Consider the following 19,260-nt stretch of genomic DNA (forward strand, 5'->3'; position numbering starts at 1 on the left):
TTTAGCCGCACAAATTTTAGCCATGGCTTTTCAGGAAGTCAGGGCTATCAGAATGGCCTTAGAAAGCCTAGTCAAAGAGCTGTCACGAGAACACCGTTAGCTTAGCGTACGATTTTTTCCGAATTCTGCGGTTCCCCCGAGATGGGCCTGGACACGGGTGATAGATGCTGAATTAAGCCGTGTGACGGCAGGCTGTGCTGGGCTGCACGTCGGCATGGGCGTGCGTGGTCAGGACGCAAAAACACACTTGCCCGCAATGGCGGGCAAGTGTGTTTGCAGAGGGGGAGTGCGTTGTTGGTTATTGTTTGTTGCGACCGGCAATCACCACCAGGATCAGCGACGCCAGGATCAGGATCGAACTGATAGCGGCAATGGTCGGATCGATCTCGTCGCGCAGCGCCGTGAACATGCGCTTGGTCAGAGTCTGGTTGTCGCCGCCGGAGATGAACAGCGCCACCACAGTTTCATCCAGCGAGGTGATGAAGGCGAACAGTGTCGCCGAGACCACACTGGGCTTGATCTGCGGCAGGGTCACGGCCATGAAGGCGCGAAAGCGGTTCATGCCCAGGCTGCGCGCCACCATTTCCTGGGACATGTCGAAGTTACGCAGACCGGCCAGCAGCGCGATGATCACGTAGGGCAAGGCGAGCATGATGTGCGCCAGCACCAGGCCGGTCAGCGTGCTGATCAGGCCGACCCGGGCGTAAACGAAGAACACGCCGGCGGCGATCAGGATGATGGGCACCATCATCGGCAGCAGCAGGATGATCTGCAGCGTACGCACCACCTTCAGGCTGGAGTTGTTGATGGCGTAGGCGGCCGCCATACCAATCGGCAGGCTGATGGCCATGGTGAAAAATGCCGTGATCAGACTGACCCGCGCCGCCGACATCCACTCCACGCTGTTGAAGAACGCCTCGTACCAGTGGAAGGACCATTGCTTGGGAGGGAATTGCAGGAAGCGCGCCTCGGAGAACGACATGGGTACCACGATCAGCACCGGGATGATCAGGTACAGCAGGATCGCCGCGACCAGCACCGTGAACAGCACGTGGGACAGGCGAAGGTGACGCAGGTTGGCAAGCAGGTTCATTTAGCGCGCTCCCAGGATGCGTTCGATGGGGATGAAGCGATTGATGCCCCAGAAGATCAGGAACACCACAAACAGCAGCACCAGGCCGACTGCGCTGGCTGCGCCCCAGGCGTGATAGAGCTCGACGTTGCGTTGCACCAGCATCGACACCAGGATCGTGCGGCCACCGCCGAGCAGTTCCGGGGTGATGAAGAAGCCTAGGCAGATGACGAACACCAGGATGGAACCGGCCATGACCCCCGGCGCTGCCATCGGCAGGAAGACCCGGCGGAAGGTGTAGAAGGGTTTGGCGCCAAGGCTCTCGGACGCTTGCATGAGGTCCTGGGGGATTTTTTTCATCACCGAATACAGCGGCAGGACCATAAAGGGCAGCATGACGTGCAGGGTGCCGATTACCGTGCCAGTGGTGTTGTGCATCAGCGTCAGGGGTTGGTCGATGATGCCAAGGTCCATCAGCGTCTGATTGACCAGTCCGCGGCGTTGCAGGAGCACCAGCCAGGCATAGGCCCGCACCAGCACGCTGGTCCAGAACGGCAGGATCACGCAGATCAGAATCAGGTTGGCCCAGAAACCCTGCAGGCGCGAAGCGGCGTAGGCAATGGGGAAGCCCATGACGATCGACAGGATCGTCACCAGGAAACTGATCTTGAAGGTCAGGGCGAAGGTGTCCCAGTAAATGCTTTCCTGGAAAATCCGGATGTAGTTGGCCAGGGAAAACCCTTCCTCGGTCTGGACCGACTGAAAGGCCAGCCAGCACAGCGGCATGATCAACAGCACCACGACCATGACCAGCGCCGGGGTGAGCAGCAACAGCATGGAGGTGTGCTCCTTGCGTTCTTCACGGGCCAGGGCGTCTTCGCTGGTCATGGGCGGCTGGTGCTGCTGGTCGCTGGAGTCGGGCATGGATTTGGCGAGATAGGCGTTGGACATGATGACCTCTCGTCACTGCGCAGTGCTGGAGGGTATCCAGCACTGACGGGTAGCGCTGGCGGTGGCAGTCGTCCTGGCGGACAGCAGGGTGCGGTGCTCGGGTAATGTCATGTGAAGAACTCCCAATGGTGGGCAGGTACTTGAGGCGAGCGCGAGTTGTCTGCACAGGTCACTCTGCGGGACCCTCAGGCCTAATGTACCGGGATGCCAACGAATGAAGTGGACGCAATTGACCGGTGCGCAAGCGCTTTATGTCGAAATCGCGGGGGCAGACGGCATGTCCTGCGCCGAGGCCTCTGGCCTGCGGCGCAGCAACGGCCGATGGCTATTTTTTCTGGACGAAGGACAACCAGCGTTCTTCGGCCTTGACCCCGGCTTCGGAGGCCCACCATTGCGCCGAGAGCAGGGCCTGGCGCGAGATGTTGCCGGGTGCGGAAGGCAGCTTGGCCTCGCGCTCGGCCGGGATTACCCCGGTCTTGAAGGCTTCGGGGTTGAGCGGGCCGTAGTCGATGATCATCGGCAACGCCGCTTGCAGTTTGGCATCGATGGCCTCGTTGACGAATTTCATGGCGGCCACCTTGTGCGGCGAGCCTTTGAGGACGCACAACGAGTTGGTTTCCAGCACACCCTGGTTGTAGTCGAATGCCACGGGTGCGCCGGCGGCCTGTACGGCGGTGATACGGCCGTTCCAGGCCTGGATCATGTCCACTTCGCCGTCGCTGATCAGCTGCGCCGACTGCCCGCCGGACGTCCACCAGGTGGCGATGTCGGGCTTGATCTGCTCAAGCTTGCGGAAGGCGCGATCGACGTCCAGCGGATAGAGCTTGTCCATCGGCACGCCATCGGCCAGCAGCGCGATTTCCAGGGTTGGACGTGGCAGGTTACGTAGGGAGCGCTGGCCCGGGTATTTTTTGGTGTCCCAGAAGTCGGCCCAGGTCTTGGGTACGTCCGCGCCTTTGAACGCGTCCGTGCGATACGCCAGCACCGTGGAGTAGCTGATGTAGCCGACGCTGTATTCGTCCTTGAGGCTGTCGGGTATTTGCGCGGCATTGGGAATCAGCGCAAGGTCGAGCTTCTCGAACAGCCCTTCGGCTTCGCCACGGATGCAGTCGCCAGTGGGCAGGTCCACCACGTCCCAGGTGACCTTGCCGCTCTCGACCTGGGTCTTGATGATCGGGTAGGCCTTGGGCGAGCTGTCCTGTTTGAGCGTCAGACCGAGCTTTTTCGCCGCAGGCTCCAGGATCGCCTTGCTCTGGGCTTCCTGATAAGCACCGCCCTGGGATACGAACGTGATGTCCTCGGCCATGGCCTGGGTGGCGCTACCGATGAACAGGGCCAGACTCGCGAGTTGGAAAGCTGTAGTGCGCAATGTGCTCATGGAAAGACTCCGAATGGTTGGCAGATTTTCTTGGGCGAGCTGTAGGTTTTGTTGTCGGTCGCTCTGCGGGACCATGGAGGTCTAATGTACCGGCTTGTCCGTGAACGAAGCGGCTACAAATGCGCGGATGAAAAGTGGTTTATTGCGAAAATGCGAACGGGCACAGTATTTCGTGCGTCGGGTGCGGGCTTGCGCGCCTGTCGCGAGCAGCCCCGAAGCCCCCGGTAGGAGCGAGCATGCTCGCGATGGCGGTGTGTTGGGTGAGTCATAGCCAAGTCATTCAGCCCACCGTCATCCGCCTCACCACGCGCCGAATCATCGGCGCCGCCAGCACCACCACCGGCAACATCGATACCCACGACAGCGCCCACGCGTTCAACCAGCGGCCGGCAAAGGCCAGGTCGAGCGCATGGGGTGTGGTGGCGATGGCGGCCGCGACCGCGCAGGTCAGGCCGGATTGAACGACGCCGAAAACGAAATGCTCATAACGGGCGGGGATTTTCATCGGGGGTTCTCGAGAAAGAGCGGGGGGGCGCGATGCCCGGCCGCTCGGGCACGATCAAGCCGGTTGCAGTTGCGCGATAGTCTCTTCGGTGGTCCACAGCCCGTGGGCGAGGAAGCGGTAATTGATGATGGCCGCCAGGTAGCCGTCGCCATCCGGCAGGCGCGGGCCGGCGGTGGCGTCGCGTACCACGACTATTTCAAAGCCCTGTTCGAGCAGTTCGCGCAGGTGTGATTCCACGCAAAGGTTGGCCGCCATGCCGGCGAGGATGATCTGCGACACGCCTTTCTTGCGCAATTGCAGCGCCAGGTCGTTGGTTTCCGGGCCGTAGACCTTGTGCGGCGAGGCGATGATGGTCTCGCCGTCGAGAATGTACGGCTTGTAGATCTCGAGGAAATCGGCGCCGGAGCCTTCGAAGTTTTCCAGGGTGTTCGGTCCCTTGCGATCGAACATGCAGATGCTGTGCATGACCTTTTCCAGCGGACCGCCAAAATGCCAGTCGTGGTCGTGCGGGTAGTAATAGTGTGGCGACACGGCCACGGGCAGGTCGTGAGCCTTGAAGGCCTTGAACAGTTTTTCCAGGTTTTCGACGGTGTTGTTCTCGACGATGCTCTCACCGAACACCGCCCAACTGGCGCCGGCAGGGCTGAGGAAGTCGTTCTGTGGGTCGATGACCACCAGGGCGGCTTTGCTCAGGGCAGAGGTGCACCGTCGCGCAGGACCTTGCCGCGCATGACCGCACCTTCCCAGCCTTCGACGATGACACTGGCCAGCGCTTCGGCGTCGTGAGTTTCAGAGAGTTCGCGGCGCTGCTGCGCTTCACGCAGGCAGCTCGCGAGCAAACCTTCCCAGCGCGCCAGCACATCGGCCAGACGCTTGCGGGTTTGTTCGCTGCCATTGGACATTTCCAGGGACAGGTTGCCAATCAGGCAACCCAGGCTGTATTCATGCTCGCCGTGCTCGAGCACCAGGGCCTGGAAGAACTGGCCGATGCGCTCCAGCGGCTTGACCCGGGCGTCGTAGAAGATCGGCCCGTGGCGGGTTTCGATCGAGGTCCAGTATTCCTCGAGGATCTCTGCCGCGAAGTCTTCCTTGCTGGCGAAGTAGTTGTAGAAAGAGCCCTTGGGAATCTCGGCAGCGGCGGTGATGTCCTGGACGCCGCAGCCGTTGAAGCCACGGTTGTGAACCACCTGGCGGCCAATCGACAGCAAACGGGATCTGACTTCGAGGTTGACCGGGCGAGCCATGACAGAGACATCCAGTGATGAGAAAGTTTTAATAAACTAACTGGTCATCTATGTTTCGTCAACAGTCGAATTGACTGCCAATCAGTCCGCCTGCGCCATCTCGATGTACTCGAGCATCTTCTCGTTGCCATCGAGAATGTCACGGCAGATGGCCGCCCGTGCCGCCGCGCCATCGCGGCGCTTGAGTGCGTCGAGCACTTCCCAGTGATGGTCGATGGCCATGCGCTCGTTGAAGTTGCCATAGGCACGGGCGATCAGTGGGCCGGTGCGCATCCACAGGCTATCGAGCAAACCCGCCAGCACCGGCATGCGCGCGATGGTGGTCAGCGCGTAGTGAAATTGCTGATTGCACTTGAGAGCGGCTTGCAAGTCCTGGGCGTTGATCGCGGCGATGTTGTTTTCGATGCAGGCTTGCAGGTCTGCGAGTTCGCTGTCGGTCACCAGCGCGGCGGCCGTCTCCGCAGCCAGGCCTTCAAGCGCCAGGCGGATGCTGCGGATCTCGCCGTATTGCGCGGCGGTGAGGATGGGTACGCGGATGTCACGCGGGGTCTTGAGGATCAGCGCCTGTTCCTTGGCCAGTTGCAGGATCGCGTCGCGCACCGGTGTGACGCTGGTGCCCAGTTGTTCGGCCAGGTCGCGGATGCGCAGGCGGTCATCGGGCTGGAAACGCCCGGTGATCAGTGCCTCGCGCAGCAACTCGTAGATGCCACTGCCCAGGTAAGAGTGATTGAGGGTTTGAATAGGGTAGGGGTTGCTCATTGATCGCTCATGGGGTCGTCTCAGAAAACGGAAAATAAAGCACGCTAAGCGTGCGTGGAGGCTGGCACCCAGCGGTACAGCGTCGGAATGGACACGCCGAGGTTCTTGGCCACGTCCTTGGGCGGCACCCCGCTGGCCAGCAGCTTCTTGGCCGACTCGATCTTGCTGTCGGTCATCTTCGGCTTGCGGCCGCCTTTGCGGCCGAGCTGCTTGGCGACTTCCAGCCCGGCGCGGGTGCGCTCGACGGTCAGCTCGCGCTCCATTTCGGCAAGGCTCGCCATGACGTGGAAGAAGAACCGCCCGGATGGTGTGCCGGTGTCGATGGAGTCGGTGAGGCTCCTGAACTGGACACCGTGCTTGTGCAGATCGCCGACCAGATCGACCAGTTGCTTGACCGACCGGCCCAGCCGGTCGAGCTTCCAGACGACCAAAGTATCGCCTTCGCGCAGCATTTCGAGCGTCTTGGCCAAGCCAGGCCGGTCTGCCCGCGTGCCACTCACCTTGTCCTCGAAGACCTTTTTACATCCGGCCTTGCTCAAGGCTTCGCGTTGCAGCTCCAGGTTCTGATCCTGCGTCGAGACGCGCGCATAGCCAATCAACATGGCTTGTCTCGCGCCCGGTCGATGCGTTCCTGCATCGCCTGCATCACTTCTTCGTGGGTGTACGATCTGGCGTTGGCGTCGGTGGCTTGCCGCAGGGCTTCCTCAACCTCGCGCGTCATCCGCTCGTAATCCTCCGGCCACAGCGCTTGCTCCATGCGCAGCGACGCCTGACCCAGCAGGTGCAGCAGGCTGAACAGCCGCATGTCGTTGGTGGCGACGATGCGCTCCCGAATCTGCTCCTGAATAGCTTCGCTAGCCCGATGCGCTTGTGGTGTGGCAGTCCCCTCGTAGTCAGCGGGGAATTCCGCTTCCTCGGCAATCCTTGCCCAGGCGCTGGCCAGCGCCTCGATGGTTGACGTGCTCATTTCCGCCGCTCCTGTGCTCTTTGGCGAATCAACCGGCCAAGGGGCCTCGACGCGAAAACCAGCAGCATCACGCCTATCGGATACCAGGTCGAGAAGACCACCAAGGCATCGAAGGCTGGCCGTCCGGTGTTGGTAGGCAGTACGGCGGTCACAGCCATCAACCCGCCGACCGTCCAGATGATGCGCCACACGTAGGGCATCACGCGGGGCACGTAGCCGTCATCGAAAGCGGTCTGGTAGTAGCGGCGCAGGCCGCGCTCGGCAAGCGCCTGGCGCTGCCGCTCCGACAGCGCATCCGTCCGGCCATACCAGCGCCGGAATGGTGGACAGCGCAGCAGCAAAGGGGTGAAGAGGATCATCACCGCCACGATCGCGACACCCCACGCCATGACGGCGCCGGCATCGGGCCGCTTGGCGTTCTCGATCACGGGCGCGAAGACGCCCGGAGCACCGATCATCCAGAACAGCGCAATGTGCTGATGGAAGGAGAGCTTCATTTGCTCATCCACTTGCGCAGCAGGCGCTTTTTCAGGGAGGCGCGTTCTTGCGGGTTGCGTCCCTTGTGATTGGCGATGCGATCCGCCGTGGCGGCCTGGCGCTTGACGGGCCAGTAGGAGCGGCCATCCTTGCCCATCGACCAGACGCTGCTGGCCTGGTTTTCCAGCAGGGGCAGATGGGCGCTCAGGGCTTCGGGCGACGCGCTGGTCAGCGCCGTGCGCTCACGGGTGCGCCAGCGCTGATGCCAGAGCTTCTTGTCCTCGCGCTCGCTGCCGCAGGTCGTGTGCCCGACGATGGGTGTTTTGCGGCGGCTGCGGCTCATAACGTAGTGGTCTCCAAGAACATTCAGGACTGATCCCAGGCGTCGATGGTCAAGACCTGATCGGCAGGACAGGCGGCTACGCGGTCGGGAACTGGATGGTGTTCAGTCTCATGCCGACCCCATTCGATTGATCGCGTCGCTTGCGGCACGCTGCGACGCAAGGAGGTTTGCGACCTGGTTTAGCAGCCGTGTCCGCTGCATGTCTGTTACCTATCTCCCCGACCGCTCATTGGACCAACTCCAGAGATTGGGCTCTATCGCTCAGCCAATACGAAACCGGCATTGGCTGATGCCACAACCGAGACGAACACAAATGGCTCGGTACCTGTATTTCGCGCCCCGTGCACTTGGCCCGGTCTTGCCACGGCTATCTCACCTTCCCTGAGGGCACGAACAATCCCATTGCCCTGAAAGTAATCAGCCATTCCCGACAAAACAGTCCACGTGTCTTGGCCGTGAGGATGAATGTGAGCCGCAATTTCCTGCCCGGGATGGACATGCCAAACCACGATAATTGAGTCTCGGGTTTCAAGCACAACGGAACGAATAGGCTCGCCTTCGGACGGCTGAACATACTCGGCTACAGAAAATATTCTCGATTCAACAGTCATCGGAGATCCCTCTTTCACAGTGCCCCCAGACAGGCTGGATATGAGTTCTAACTCGAATTTGAACGGGAGGCTGGTCGTGCGGTCGTGCAGTTGCCGATGAGCGTGTCGGCTGCTGCCTCCTTGCCCACCAGCGAACTCACGTCCGTTGCGGCCATCCAGAAGGTCTTGCCCGAGCGCGGCTCATAGGTCGCGGGATCGAACACGCCAGAGGGGCCGAACATCGGCGGCTTGATTGGTCATGGCTCCATGCCTTTGTCGTTACGGTCTTCATCGTCGGCATCCTGACGCACGGCGGGCAATTGCTGGAGCAACGCCGGCAGCCATTCCTGTACCGTCTCCCACACCACATCGAGGTTGATGTCGAAATAGCCGTGAGCCATGCGATTACGCATATTGCGCATGCTGCGCCACGGCACGTCGGCATGCGCCTGGGTGAACTCGACGTAGCCATCCATCACCTTTGTGGCCGCCTCGCCGATGACGATCAGGCTCATGATGACGGCCTGCTGGGTGCGCTTGTCGGCCAAGAAGTCGTCCTTGGCCATCCCTTCCACGAAGCTGCGCGCATCGGTTGCGGCCTGCTGAATGTGGTCGAGGTAATCGGGCAGGCGGTTCTCGCTCATATCGGTTGCGCCTCCGCGAGCACCTTGGCCCGGAACTTCGGCGGCAGGTCGCCGGGAGTCAGCAGATCGACGTCAACGCCGAGCAGCGATTTCAGTTCTTCTTCCAAATCGCCCAAGTCCAACAACGTGGCACCGGGCAGCGCATCGACCAACAGGTCGAGGTCGCTGCCATCCCGGTCGGTGCCATGCAGCACCGAGCCGAAGACGCGCGGGTTCGCGGCGCGAAAGCGGCCTACCGCTTCACGCACTGCGCTTCGCTTCATGTCAAGCACAACAGACGGTCGCATGGGCATCCTTTCTTATCGAAACTCGTTGAGATGATATGCAATCAAGAATAGAATTTCAAGAACTATTTTCGAGAATCGCAATGCCTTGATTCCCGTGCCGCGCCTGTCACTTTCAGAAGGCGACAGCACGAAATATCAAAAGTCGACCGCACGGTCTTTTCTGACGTTGGAGTCGCCTCAGAAAACGGAAAATAAAGCACGCTAAGGCGTAGTTCCCTCGGGCTACACCGCGTCCGCACTGCGCGGTTCTTTCTTCCCTTGCAGTGACGCAATCAGCGGGCAGGAAACGTTCCCCTTCCGCGCATGGCAGGCGCACACCAAATCAGACAGCACGGCCTCCATGCGCGCCAGGTCAGCCATCCTCTCGCGCACGTCCTTGAGCTTGTGCTCGGCCAGGCTGCTGGCTTCCTCGCAATGGGTGCCATCCTCCAGCCGCAGCAGCTCGGCGATCTCATCCAGGCTGAAGCCCAACCGCTGGGCTGATTTCACGAAGCGCACCCGCGTTACATCCGTCTCGCCATAGCGGCGAATGCTGCCGTAAGGCTTGTCCGGTTCCGGGAGCAAGCCCTTGCGCTGATAGAACCGGATGGTCTCCACATTGACCCCGGCCGTCCTGGCGAAAACGCCAATGGTCAGGTTCTCCAAATTGTTTTCCATATCGCTTGACTCCGTACATAACTACGGAAGTAAGCTTAAGCTATCCAATTCAGATTCGAAAGGACAAACGTATGTCTGAACCTCAAAACGGGCGCGGCGCGCTCTTCACTGGCGGGCTGGCCGCCATCCTCGCCTCGGCTTGCTGCCTCGGGCCGCTGGTTCTGATCGCCTTGGGGTTCAGCGGCGCTTGGATCGGCAACTTGACGGTGTTGGAACCCTATCGCCCCATCTTTATCGGCGTGGCGCTGGTGGCGTTGTTCTTCGCCTGGCGGCGCATCTACCGGCCGTCAGCCGCCTGCAAACCGGGTGAGGTTTGCGCGATTCCCCAAGTGCGAGCTACTTACAAGCTCATTTTCTGGGGCGTGGCCGTGCTGGTTTTGGTCGCGCTCGGATTTCCCTACGTCGTGCCATTTTTCTATTGATCACAGGAGTTCACCATGAAAAAGCTGCTTTCCGCCCTTGCCCTCGCTGCCGTTGTTGCCCCCGTGTGGGCCGCCACCCAGACCGTTACGCTGTCCGTACCGGGCATGACCTGCTCGGCCTGTCCGATCACTGTCAAGAAGGCGATTTCCAAGGTCGATGGCGTCAGTAAAGTTGACGTGACCTTCGAGACGCGCGAAGCGGTGGTCACCTTCGATGATGCCAAGACCAGCGTGCAGAAACTGACCAAGGCTACCGAGGATGCGGGCTACCCATCATCAGTCAAGAACTGATCATGAAAGACCCGAAGACACTGCTGCGGGTCAGCATCATTGGCACAACCCTCGTGGCGCTGTGTTGCTTCACCCCTGTTCTGGTCATTTTGCTCGGTGTGGTCGGCTTGTCCGCGCTGACCGGCTATCTGGACTATGTGCTGCTGCCTGCGCTGGCGATTTTCATCGGCTTGACCATCTACGCCATCCAACGAAAACGCCAAGCCGATGCCTGCTGCACCCCGAAATTCAATGGAGTAAAAAAATGACCGAAATCACCGTGAATGGCATGACCTGCACATCCTGCGCCACCCATGTCAAAGATGCTTTGGAAAAGATTCCCGGCGTGAATGCCGCTGTGGTGTCCTATCCAGAAAGCCGCGCGCAAGTCATGGCAGACACCGCCGTGAGCCACAACCAACTGCTGGCCGCCATCGCCGCATTGGGTTATCAAGGCTCGATCCGGGTTGGTGATTTCAAAGATGAACCAAAAATCCGTGATGCACTTGAGGGCGCCGGTTTGCATATCGCCATCATTGGCAGCGGCGGGGCCGCGATGGCGGCGGCGCTGAAGGCCGTCGAGCAAGGCGCGACGGTCACGCTGATCGAACGCGGCACCATCGGCGGCACCTGCGTCAATATCGGCTGTGTGCCGTCCAAGATCATGATCCGCGCTGCCCATATTGCCCATCTGCGCCGGGAAAGTCCGTTCGACGGCGGTATTGCGGCAACTGTGCCTGCGATTGACCGCAGCAAACTGCTGGCCCAGCAGCAGGCCCGTGTCGATGAACTGCGGCACGCCAAATACGAAGGCATCCTGGACGGCAATCCAGCCATCACCGTTTTGCACGGTGAAGCGCGTTTCAAGGACGACCAGAGCCTGGTCGTCCGTTTGAACGAGGGTAGCGAGCGCGAGGTAACGTTCGACCGCTGCCTGGTCGCCACCGGTGCCAGTCCGGCCGTGCCGCCGATTCCGGGCCTGAAAGAGTCACCCTACTGGACTTCCACCGAAGCGCTTGTCAGCGACACCATTCCCGCACGCCTGGCCGTGATCGGTTCGTCGGTGGTGGCGTTGGAACTGGCGCAAGCCTTTGCCCGGCTCGGCAGCCAGGTCACGATCCTGGCACGCAGCACCTTGTTCTTCCGGGAAGACCCGGCCATCGGCGAGGCCGTGACAGCCGCTTTCCGCGCCGAGGGCATCGAGGTGCTGGAGCACACGCAAGCCAGCCAGGTCGCCCATGTGAACGGCGAATTCGTGCTGACCACCGGACACGGTGAATTGCGCGCTGACAAGTTGCTGGTTGCCACCGGTCGGGCACCGAATACGCGCAGCCTCGCGCTGGACGCGGCGGGGGTCACTGTCAATGCGCAAGGGGCCATCGTTATCGACCAAGGCATGCGCACGAGCAACCCGAACATCTACGCGGCCGGCGACTGCACCGACCAGCCGCAGTTCGTCTACGTGGCAGCGGCCGCCGGCACCCGTGCCGCGATCAACATGACCGGCGGCGACGCAGCCCTCAATCTGACCGCGATGCCGGCAGTGGTGTTCACCGACCCGCAAGTCGCCACCGTGGGCTACAGCGAGGCGGAAGCGCACCACGATGGCATCGAGACCGACAGTCGCACGCTGACACTCGACAACGTTCCGCGAGCGCTTGCCAACTTCGACACACGCGGCTTCATCAAGCTGGTCATCGAGGAAGGTAGCGGACGGCTCATCGGCGTGCAGGCGGTGGCCCCGGAAGCGGGCGAACTGATCCAGACGGCGGTGCTCGCCATCCGCAACCGCATGACGGTGCAGGAACTGGCCGACCAGTTGTTCCCCTACCTGACAATGGTCGAGGGGTTGAAGCTTGCGGCGCAGACCTTCAACAAGGACGTGAAGCAGCTTTCCTGCTGCGCTGGATAAAAAAAGGAGGTTTTCAATGAGCGCCTACACCGTGTCCCGGCTGGCCCTTGATGCCGGGGTGAGCGTGCATATCGTGCGCGACTACCTGCTGCGCGGATTTCTGCGTCCGGTGGCGTGCACCCCGGGCGGCTATGGCCTGTTCGATGATGCCGCCTTGCAACGGCTGTGCTTCGTGCGGGCGGCCTTCGAGGCGGGCATCGGCCTGGACGCGCTGGCGCGGCTGTGCCGGGCGCTGGATGCTGCGGACGGCGATGAAGCGGCCGCGCAGCTTGCCGTTCTGCGCCAGTTCGTCGAGCGTCGGCGCGAAGCGTTGGCCGATCTGGAGGTGCAGTTGGCCACCATGCCGACCGAGCCGGCACAGCACGCGGAGAGTCTGCCATGAACAGCCCCGAGCGCTTGCCGTCCGAGACGCACAAACCGATCACCGGCTACCTGTGGGGCGCGCTGGCCGTGCTCACCTGTCCCTGCCATTTGCCGATTCTCGCCATTGTGCTGGCCGGCACGACGGCCGGCGCGTTCATCGGAGAGTACTGGGGTATCGCAGCCCTCACGCTGACCGGTTTGTTCGTCCTGTCTGTGACACGACTGCTGCGGGCCTTCAAAGATCGATCATGAGCGCTTCCCATTGAGACAAACCACGCTGTCGCTACGTTGCCTCATGCCGGCATCAAATTCGGCTGAGTAGCTTCTCGCCATCTGGACGTAGCTCACCCTTGGGTGAAACATGCCGATACAGGGTCTGCCGCGTGACGCCAAGTTCCTGGCACAGGTCGCCGACCTTGGTCTCTGGCTGACCCATTGCCGCCATCGCCAGCCGCAGCTTGGCGGCGGTCATCTTGGCGCGAATAGGGAAAACGGAAAAAATCGGGCGCTAAGCCCGGCTACCGATCCTCGAGTCTCGCGGCAGCGAGTAATTTTCCTCGACGACTTCCAGGTACAGCGATTGGGCAACGGTTTGATCAGGTCCTTTGGGGTATGCAGACACAGGCGGCCGGTGCGTTTCAAATCGCAGCCACGATGACACAACTGACCGATGCGTCTTGCCAGAGCGTCGAGTCGCTCAAGGCCACAAGCGAGGGCGTTCAAAAACTACAGTGCGCGGCCAGTGGCTTGCACGCGTCAATCGTAACTTTCTCGTTGTCCGTACAGGGGAAACCATAGTTTTCGGGGAAATAGCACGTTAAGCCTACGGGAAAAGGACAATGAATGTCAGTTGCCGCGTGATAAACGGGAAGCCGCGATGCCGCACAGGTCAAGTACCCGGTAGCTAGCCTGACTTGGCCCACGACCGGTTGTGAGCATCTCAAAGCGCGCGCCAGGTAGGGCGACTGTGCTGAGGTGCCCACCATGGGGTGTTACTAATGATTCAATCCTCTCGATCAGAACCGCCATTAAGATTCCTTCATGGCGTAGTACCAGCACGTTGCCAGCCACGGAGGACTCGGTCCGCATGTCGATTACGGGCAATGCATTACCGCGCCATTCCATGCTCGTGCACACAGTCGAGCTGCCAGCCAAGACTTCCTCCAGTCCTGCGATAGGCGACGCGACCATGGCGCCTGCTTGATACACGATATATGAACCGGCATTAGTTTTTCCGCGTGCCGCAATCAGGCTCTTATCAACTTCAGCTCGGCTCATCGATGCTTCCGGAAACAAGTTGAAAAGGCGCGCGGTGTTAATAACGTACAAGGGCAAACCGTCGTCGAGCACGATCGACTGTACGAAACTCGGTGTCCCCAGTGGCAATGCTTGGCTAGACGCCTGGGCGCTGATGCGACGCAGGTGCACGACACGCTCTACCGTAAAACCGAGCGACATTCCGCCGAAACCTAGCGTCAGAAGCAAACCAGCTGTCCTCTGCTCACCAACGCTTCCAAAAAGGGCAGCGCCGTCGAGCACGGGAACGTGCCGACCGCGCCAACGGCAGATGCCGGCAACGCCTGATCCGGGCAAACGTTCCAGCACTGGCAATTCCAGCAATTCGCCAACCTCCTCCGCGCGCACGGCGAGGCGCCGCCCACCGCTCTCGAACACCGCCCAATTTGCGACTGCACTGTCTTCCTCAGTTTTGGGCGCCAACTCTGTACACGTACCGCCCTCCTGAACATCGGTAGACCATATGGACGTCAATGCCATTAGCCTCGGCATGTCGAGCAGACTAAGCGGAATTGCACCCGAATCGTCCTGAGCAATGCTGTGAAAGATCTCGTTTTCCGAATCGTTGTGATGGAGCCGGACGACGGACTCAACGCGCAAGCTTGCTACCCCAACAACTGCGTCAACTAATACGCCGACCATTCGATCACCATGCCGTAACACTATGACATACTGATGGGCTTGATGGTTAGGAGCTGGCGCTCCGATGTCCACCCACAAAGCCAGATCTAATACCGGGATGGCTTGTCCTTGGTACATAATTACTTGGCATACCGCTCCCTCTCGGCGCCCGAGCGGACTGTGGACGGGGGGGCGCGAGACGGCACCCAATACCGTCCCGACCGGAACTGCGAGACGCACAGCAGCTAGCTCGGCGACGACCCAGCTTGACTTCGCAGTGCTGCTGGTCACGCTCAGTTCTCCGCTGTGGTGCGTTGCAGGTGCGCGAGCAAGCCGTTAACATTCACAGTGGCCGATGCCTGTGCCGTGGCTGATCGCCGAATTTCGTCGATCGAGTCAGTGGTGTGAGCTACCGAGCGCACAATGCGTTCGAACGCCAGCTCAACCTCACTAGACAATCGGCCGCCCTCGTCCACGCGGCTAACGGTTTCATTAATCATCGCTGCTATTTCTCGGGCAGCCATGGCCGACTTCTCGGCCAACTTGCGCACCTCATCGGCTACCACCGAGAACCCAACGCCATGCTCGCCTGCGCGCGCGGCCTCGATCGCTGCATTAAAGGCGAGCAGGTGCGTCTGACGGGCGATGTCACCAATAGTCTCGATGATCGCGTGCACCTCGCCAGAGGATTTTTGAATATCAACGATGGCACTACGGGACCGGGCAAGCAGATTCGTGCCACTGGCGGCTTCCTGCTGGGTTTGCTCGGCCAGCGCCGCTGAGCGTTTGGAGGTCTCGGTAATGTTACTGATTGAGTCGCTGAGCTCAGATAGGACGTCCGAAATTGATGCTGTTTTGTCGGAGATGAGTTGCTCGCGAACGACCTGGGGAGTAATGTCAAGGGCGAACTTGATCACTCGGTAAGGATTGCCATCTGCATCGAAGATCGGATTGTAGGTCGCATATATCCACACCTCGGCACCATGCTTCGAACGGCGCAGAAAGCGACCTGCCTGGTACTTGCCCTCTGCCAGATCGGCCCAGAAATTTCGATAAGCCGCACTCTGCGTAACTTCATGCTCGCAGAACATGCTATGGTGTTTGCCGACTACTTCATCAGTCGTGTAGCCTAGCGTGCGCAGAAAGTGGTTATTAGCTGAAAGAATATTACCGCGCAAATCGAATTCAATTACTGCCTGGGAGCGTCCGATCGCGTCGAGTTTGCCCTTTATCTCCGAATTCCGTTGTTTAGGACCTGTAATATCTGTCGCAAATTTAACAACCTTATAAGGCTTCCCATCTGCGTCGAAAATTGGGTTGTAGCTGGCCTGGATCCAGCGCACGCTCCCATCTTTGGCCACGCGACGAAACTCCCCTGAATGGAACTCACCCGTGCCCAAGTGACGCCAGAATGCTTGGTATTCGTGCGATCGGGCGTACTCACTCTCGCAGAACATTGCATGTTGTCGGCCGATTACCTCATCTGGGGAATAGCCGAATGTATCAAGGAAGTTGTTATTCGCCGCAAGTACCTTTCCCTGAAGGTCGAACTCCACAATGGCCTGAACGCGCTCTATTGCAGTCATTTTCCCAGAGAAATCCGCATTACGATGGGTCGCAGCCGTCACGTCCGTTGCGTACTTGACTACCTTCACGGGGTCGCCGTTCGGACCGAGTACGGGGTTGTAACTAGCGTTGATCCACACTTGGGTGCCGTCCTTGCGCAGGCGTTTGAACTGCCCTGCATGCACGCGGCCCTTTGACAGGTGATCCCAAAATCCTGCATATTCGATCGAACTTGCGAAGGAGGGCTCACAAAACAGACGGTGATGACGACCGACGATTTCGGCCAAGCTATACCCGAACACAGCGAGGAAATTGTCATTGGCGTTCAAGACATGGCCAGCCAGGTCGAATTCGATGACCGCCTGCACACGATTAATGGCGGTGATTTTTCCTTCATTATCGGCATTGCGTGCCTTCGCTTCGGTAATGTCAGTCGCGAACTTAATTATCTTGAGTACTGTGCCGTCCGGCGCTAGCACTGGGTTATACGAGGCTTGTAGCCAAACGTCACGACCGCTTTTATGCAAACGCATGTATTCCCCAGCGTCTGTTTTACCCGCGCCAAGTCGTTGCCAGAAAGTCTGATAGGCCGGTGCTGATGCGAACTCGGGTGTGCAAAAGCTGCGGTGGTGCTGCCCGACGATCTCTTCCAATGCATATCCCATACAGTCTAGGAAACGTTGATTGGCGTGCAACACATGCCCCTCGAGGTCGAACTCGACCATGGCTTGGATCCGATTTACCGCCTCCATGATTGAGCGATCCGCTGCCGCTTGCAACGTGGAACATGGGCTGGCGCCCGGGAGCTGATTCATTCGACACTTTCTGCCCACACAGGGCGGCTTTGCCAACAGAGACACAAAGGGCTTGACTAAATCTCAGTCCGGAACGGAAGGGGCTTCTCACGAACTGTGTCGTCTATCTTGCCCACCATCACTATTGCTGTCAAGGAGAATCACAAATTTGTCGTTTTTACGGATTTTACCAATTCCGATATTTTTGGTTGGACATAACTTTCTTCCTTTGCGATTCTGTTAAAGTATCGTATGGCCTCATACGTTCGTGCTCGTCCTTCCTTGGACGACGACCCAATTTGTACAACCCGCGACGCATCCCATATTTTGGGTGTTAGCGTAAGCACGGCTCAAACCTGGATGGAGCGGGGTGAGCTTTCGTCTTGGAAGACACCGGGTGGGCACCGGCGCTGCCGCTTAAGTTCCATCACCCGTCTCCAAAATATCGTAGAAAGTTCTAAGGACGGCGCGCACTCCCAGCAAGCGACTGAGCTTGCGGGTGAGTTCCGTGTGGCTATCAATAGGGACTATCCCTTACCTGTCAACGAAGAAAAGCGGCTTCTCGCTCTTGCAGGCAGTCGATTGATGGACAGCGCGCACGAACATGCCTACGACCGTATTACTTGGCTGGCCACACAACTTACCAACTGCCCCATGGCGCTGGTTTCACTGCTTAGCTCAGAGCGGCAGTGGTTCAAATCGCGTGTCGGCGTAAATGCGGTGGAAACGCCCCGTGCGCATGCATTTTGCAATTACGCGATCTTGTCAGATGAAGGTTTATTGGTAGAAGACGCGCGCGCCGATCAGCGCTTTTCCAATAACCCGTTGGTCCTGGGCGAACCTAATATCCGTTTTTATGCTGGAGTACCCGTCACTAATGCAGATGGAAGCCGTCTCGGAACATTATGTGTACTCGATTCGCATCCGCGGATTCTTAGCGTAGAACAGTTGCGAGGCTTGCGTGAATTAGCTGACATTGTCAGCGGCGAGATAGGTCGGATCCACACTATCGCTTGAGGGCGCGCTCGGGTTCAACGAACCTGCCAAGTCCAGGACATTTACGCGCTGGAGCATGAACATGACTACCCTTGAAGGTCGCCAGGCCGACAAGTACGATCAACTTGTCGAGGTCATCGAGGCCGCAAGGGGCTGATCGGAAATTTGTTTCAGGCTCGCCGGCGGTAACGCCCTTAAATTAATTGAGGAGTAGCTAAGTAAGGGCCGTGCCGGCGGATTGCTCATCGCCGGTGCGTGTCGCACCTAGCAGCAGTTGCTCGAGCACGTCAATGCGACGCCGCCGTGGTGTCGTAATGGCGTAAAAGCGTTCCTGGAGTTCAGTGGAACGCCCAACGACCACGAGGACGTTGTCTCGCAACTCGTCTTGCACTACCACTTCAGGCAATACGGCCAACCACCCGCTATCGCGCGCAATCAGGCGCAGCATGGCCATATCATCTACTTCCGCCCGCAATCTAATTGTCACGCCAGCGGCAGCACAGAGTGCGTCAAACTGCACTCGTAACGCGTGCCGTGGCCCGGGTAACGCGATATCAAGCCCATCGAGGTCTTCTGGAATACGGAGCTTCCTCCCTCCCCATTGATTGCCGGGACCGACTAACGAGATCGCCTGGCTGCCGAGGAACTGGCAATGTAAGGGGCGATCGGGATTCGAGGGGACCGTTTCATTGGCCAGCACGACGTCGAGCTGATGATGCGCCAATCGTGAGAGCAGGCCTTCCAGTAGACCCGATTCTAGAGTCAGCACCAAGGTTGAATCGCTAAGTGCAGGCCGGATCCAGTTCTCCTGATAATTTCGCGACATGGTCGCAACGCTACCCACGCGCAGCCGAGTTGTGCCCGAAGCGTGGCCTTGCAGGCGAGCCAGCATCTCCTCGCCCAGGCCAAAAATGGAATCCGCGTAAGCAAGCACCAGATGACCGGCGTCGGTCAACGACAGCCTTCTACCCTCGCGCCTGAACAATTCTTCCCCGATACGTTCTTCCAGCTGGCGGATCTGGGAAGAAAGTGCCGACTGCGACGTGTGCAGCGCTTCAGCGGCTCGCGTCAGATGCCCTGACTTTGCGACATTCCAGAAATAAAACAGATGATTGAAATTGAGTTGAGCAAGGTGCATTGTTCTCT

General features: G+C 59.5%; 24 protein-coding genes and 3 pseudogenes. 8 read left to right on the forward strand and 19 right to left on the reverse strand.

Going from position 1 to position 19,260, the window contains the following annotated elements:
- Positions 1-298 precede the first annotated feature (298 nt).
- The 15 genes and pseudogenes from BXA07_RS26925 to merR form a co-directional block, all read right to left on the reverse strand.
- Positions 299-1,093, reverse strand: a complete 795-nt coding sequence (locus tag BXA07_RS26925) for an ABC transporter permease (RefSeq protein ID WP_003465028.1) — start codon at positions 1,091-1,093, stop codon at positions 299-301.
- Positions 1,094-2,023, reverse strand: a complete 930-nt coding sequence (locus tag BXA07_RS26930; protein WP_003465031.1) for an ABC transporter permease — start codon at positions 2,021-2,023, stop codon at positions 1,094-1,096.
- Positions 2,024-2,348: 325 nt separating this feature from the next.
- The gene (locus BXA07_RS26935) at positions 2,349-3,401 is read right to left on the reverse strand and encodes an ABC transporter substrate-binding protein (protein ID WP_003465034.1); all 1,053 of its coding nucleotides are present in this window, start codon (positions 3,399-3,401) and stop codon (positions 2,349-2,351) included.
- A gap of 280 nt (positions 3,402-3,681) precedes the next feature.
- Positions 3,682-3,906 (reverse strand): DUF2798 domain-containing protein, encoded by a 225-nt coding sequence (locus BXA07_RS26940; RefSeq protein WP_003465037.1) that lies wholly within the window; start codon positions 3,904-3,906, stop codon positions 3,682-3,684.
- A 54-nt stretch (positions 3,907-3,960) separates the two neighbouring features.
- Positions 3,961-4,599 (reverse strand): annotated as a pseudogene (locus BXA07_RS26945) (cysteine hydrolase); the annotation flags it as partial.
- Positions 4,596-5,150 (reverse strand): TetR/AcrR family transcriptional regulator, encoded by a 555-nt coding sequence (locus BXA07_RS26950; protein ID WP_076572676.1) that lies wholly within the window; start codon positions 5,148-5,150, stop codon positions 4,596-4,598. The pseudogene BXA07_RS26945 and the gene BXA07_RS26950, both read right to left, overlap by 4 nt.
- 81 nt (positions 5,151-5,231) lie before the next feature.
- Positions 5,232-5,909 carry a GntR family transcriptional regulator gene (locus BXA07_RS26955; RefSeq protein ID WP_016487046.1) on the reverse strand — a complete coding sequence of 226 codons (678 nt, stop codon included), beginning with the start codon at positions 5,907-5,909 and terminating at the stop codon, positions 5,232-5,234.
- 44 nt (positions 5,910-5,953) lie between these two features.
- The gene (locus tag BXA07_RS26960) at positions 5,954-6,511 is read right to left on the reverse strand and encodes a recombinase family protein (RefSeq protein WP_003100847.1); all 558 of its coding nucleotides are present in this window, start codon (positions 6,509-6,511) and stop codon (positions 5,954-5,956) included.
- Complete coding sequence (locus tag BXA07_RS26965) at positions 6,505-6,876, reverse strand: hypothetical protein (RefSeq protein WP_003100853.1); 372 nt, start codon at positions 6,874-6,876, stop codon at positions 6,505-6,507. Before BXA07_RS26965 ends, BXA07_RS26960 begins: the two co-directional genes overlap by 7 nt.
- A complete protein-coding gene (locus tag BXA07_RS26970) occupies positions 6,873-7,373 on the reverse strand; it encodes a hypothetical protein (RefSeq protein ID WP_003100856.1) in 501 nt (166 codons plus the stop codon). The genes BXA07_RS26965 and BXA07_RS26970 overlap by 4 nt, the downstream gene beginning before the upstream one ends.
- Positions 7,370-7,696 carry a hypothetical protein gene (locus tag BXA07_RS26975; protein WP_003100858.1) on the reverse strand — a complete coding sequence of 109 codons (327 nt, stop codon included), beginning with the start codon at positions 7,694-7,696 and terminating at the stop codon, positions 7,370-7,372. Before BXA07_RS26975 ends, BXA07_RS26970 begins: the two co-directional genes overlap by 4 nt.
- A gap of 254 nt (positions 7,697-7,950) precedes the next feature.
- Positions 7,951-8,307 carry a cupin domain-containing protein gene (locus BXA07_RS26980; RefSeq protein WP_003465043.1) on the reverse strand — a complete coding sequence of 119 codons (357 nt, stop codon included), beginning with the start codon at positions 8,305-8,307 and terminating at the stop codon, positions 7,951-7,953.
- A gap of 236 nt (positions 8,308-8,543) precedes the next feature.
- Positions 8,544-8,930 carry a HepT-like ribonuclease domain-containing protein gene (locus tag BXA07_RS26985; RefSeq protein WP_003100872.1) on the reverse strand — a complete coding sequence of 129 codons (387 nt, stop codon included), beginning with the start codon at positions 8,928-8,930 and terminating at the stop codon, positions 8,544-8,546.
- On the reverse strand, positions 8,927-9,217 hold the full coding sequence (locus BXA07_RS26990) for a nucleotidyltransferase family protein (RefSeq protein ID WP_001247892.1): 291 nt from the start codon (positions 9,215-9,217) through the stop codon (positions 8,927-8,929). The genes BXA07_RS26985 and BXA07_RS26990 overlap by 4 nt, the downstream gene beginning before the upstream one ends.
- Before the next feature lie 222 nt (positions 9,218-9,439).
- On the reverse strand, positions 9,440-9,874 hold the full coding sequence (merR, locus tag BXA07_RS27000) for a mercury resistance transcriptional regulator MerR (RefSeq protein WP_000429838.1): 435 nt from the start codon (positions 9,872-9,874) through the stop codon (positions 9,440-9,442).
- Positions 9,875-9,945: 71 nt separating this feature from the next.
- Here merR and merT point away from each other — a divergent pair, with 71 nt between their 5' ends.
- Genes merT through merE form a run of 6 tightly spaced genes read left to right on the forward strand, consistent with a single transcriptional unit; the run spans position 9,946 to position 13,093 of the window.
- Positions 9,946-10,296, forward strand: coding sequence for a mercuric ion transporter MerT (gene merT / locus BXA07_RS27005; RefSeq protein ID WP_001294667.1), 351 nt, complete (start codon positions 9,946-9,948; stop codon positions 10,294-10,296).
- Positions 10,297-10,311: 15 nt separating this feature from the next.
- A complete protein-coding gene (gene merP, locus BXA07_RS27010; RefSeq protein ID WP_000735441.1) occupies positions 10,312-10,587 on the forward strand; it encodes a mercury resistance system periplasmic binding protein MerP in 276 nt (91 codons plus the stop codon).
- Between the two features lie 2 nt (positions 10,588-10,589).
- On the forward strand, positions 10,590-10,835 hold the full coding sequence (gene merF / locus BXA07_RS27015; RefSeq protein ID WP_000654684.1) for a mercury resistance system transport protein MerF: 246 nt from the start codon (positions 10,590-10,592) through the stop codon (positions 10,833-10,835).
- A complete protein-coding gene (gene merA, locus BXA07_RS27020; RefSeq protein ID WP_073656515.1) occupies positions 10,832-12,478 on the forward strand; it encodes a mercury(II) reductase in 1,647 nt (548 codons plus the stop codon). Before merF ends, merA begins: the two co-directional genes overlap by 4 nt.
- A 16-nt stretch (positions 12,479-12,494) precedes the next feature.
- A complete protein-coding gene (merD, locus tag BXA07_RS27025) occupies positions 12,495-12,860 on the forward strand; it encodes a mercury resistance co-regulator MerD (protein ID WP_010466447.1) in 366 nt (121 codons plus the stop codon).
- Complete coding sequence (gene merE, locus BXA07_RS27030; protein WP_001087809.1) at positions 12,857-13,093, forward strand: broad-spectrum mercury transporter MerE; 237 nt, start codon at positions 12,857-12,859, stop codon at positions 13,091-13,093. The genes merD and merE overlap by 4 nt, the downstream gene beginning before the upstream one ends.
- A gap of 52 nt (positions 13,094-13,145) precedes the next feature.
- Here the strand turns inward: merE and BXA07_RS27035 are convergent.
- The 3 genes and pseudogenes from BXA07_RS27035 to BXA07_RS27045 all read right to left on the reverse strand — a co-directional run.
- Positions 13,146-13,316, reverse strand: a pseudogene (locus BXA07_RS27035) (recombinase family protein); the annotation flags it as partial.
- Positions 13,317-13,687: 371 nt separating this feature from the next.
- Positions 13,688-15,049: a chemotaxis protein CheW gene (locus BXA07_RS27040; RefSeq protein WP_076572678.1), complete on the reverse strand. Its 1,362-nt coding sequence runs from the start codon at positions 15,047-15,049 to the stop codon at positions 13,688-13,690.
- 2 nt (positions 15,050-15,051) lie between these two features.
- A complete protein-coding gene (locus tag BXA07_RS27045) occupies positions 15,052-17,139 on the reverse strand; it encodes a methyl-accepting chemotaxis protein (protein WP_083708572.1) in 2,088 nt (695 codons plus the stop codon).
- A gap of 231 nt (positions 17,140-17,370) precedes the next feature.
- Here BXA07_RS27045 and BXA07_RS31710 point away from each other — a divergent pair.
- Positions 17,371-17,601: pseudogene (locus BXA07_RS31710) on the forward strand (helix-turn-helix domain-containing protein); the annotation flags it as partial.
- A 102-nt stretch (positions 17,602-17,703) separates the two neighbouring features.
- Positions 17,704-18,135, forward strand: a complete 432-nt coding sequence (locus BXA07_RS31455) for a GAF domain-containing protein (protein WP_244556417.1) — start codon at positions 17,704-17,706, stop codon at positions 18,133-18,135.
- A 193-nt stretch (positions 18,136-18,328) separates the two neighbouring features.
- Here the strand turns inward: BXA07_RS31455 and BXA07_RS27055 are convergent, their stop codons facing one another.
- Complete coding sequence (locus tag BXA07_RS27055) at positions 18,329-19,252, reverse strand: LysR family transcriptional regulator (RefSeq protein WP_076572684.1); 924 nt, start codon at positions 19,250-19,252, stop codon at positions 18,329-18,331.
- Positions 19,253-19,260 lie beyond the last annotated feature (8 nt).

It is taken from the genome of Janthinobacterium sp. TND4EL3 (assembly GCF_900156175.1).
Taxonomy (GTDB): domain Bacteria; phylum Pseudomonadota; class Gammaproteobacteria; order Burkholderiales; family Burkholderiaceae_D; genus Janthinobacterium.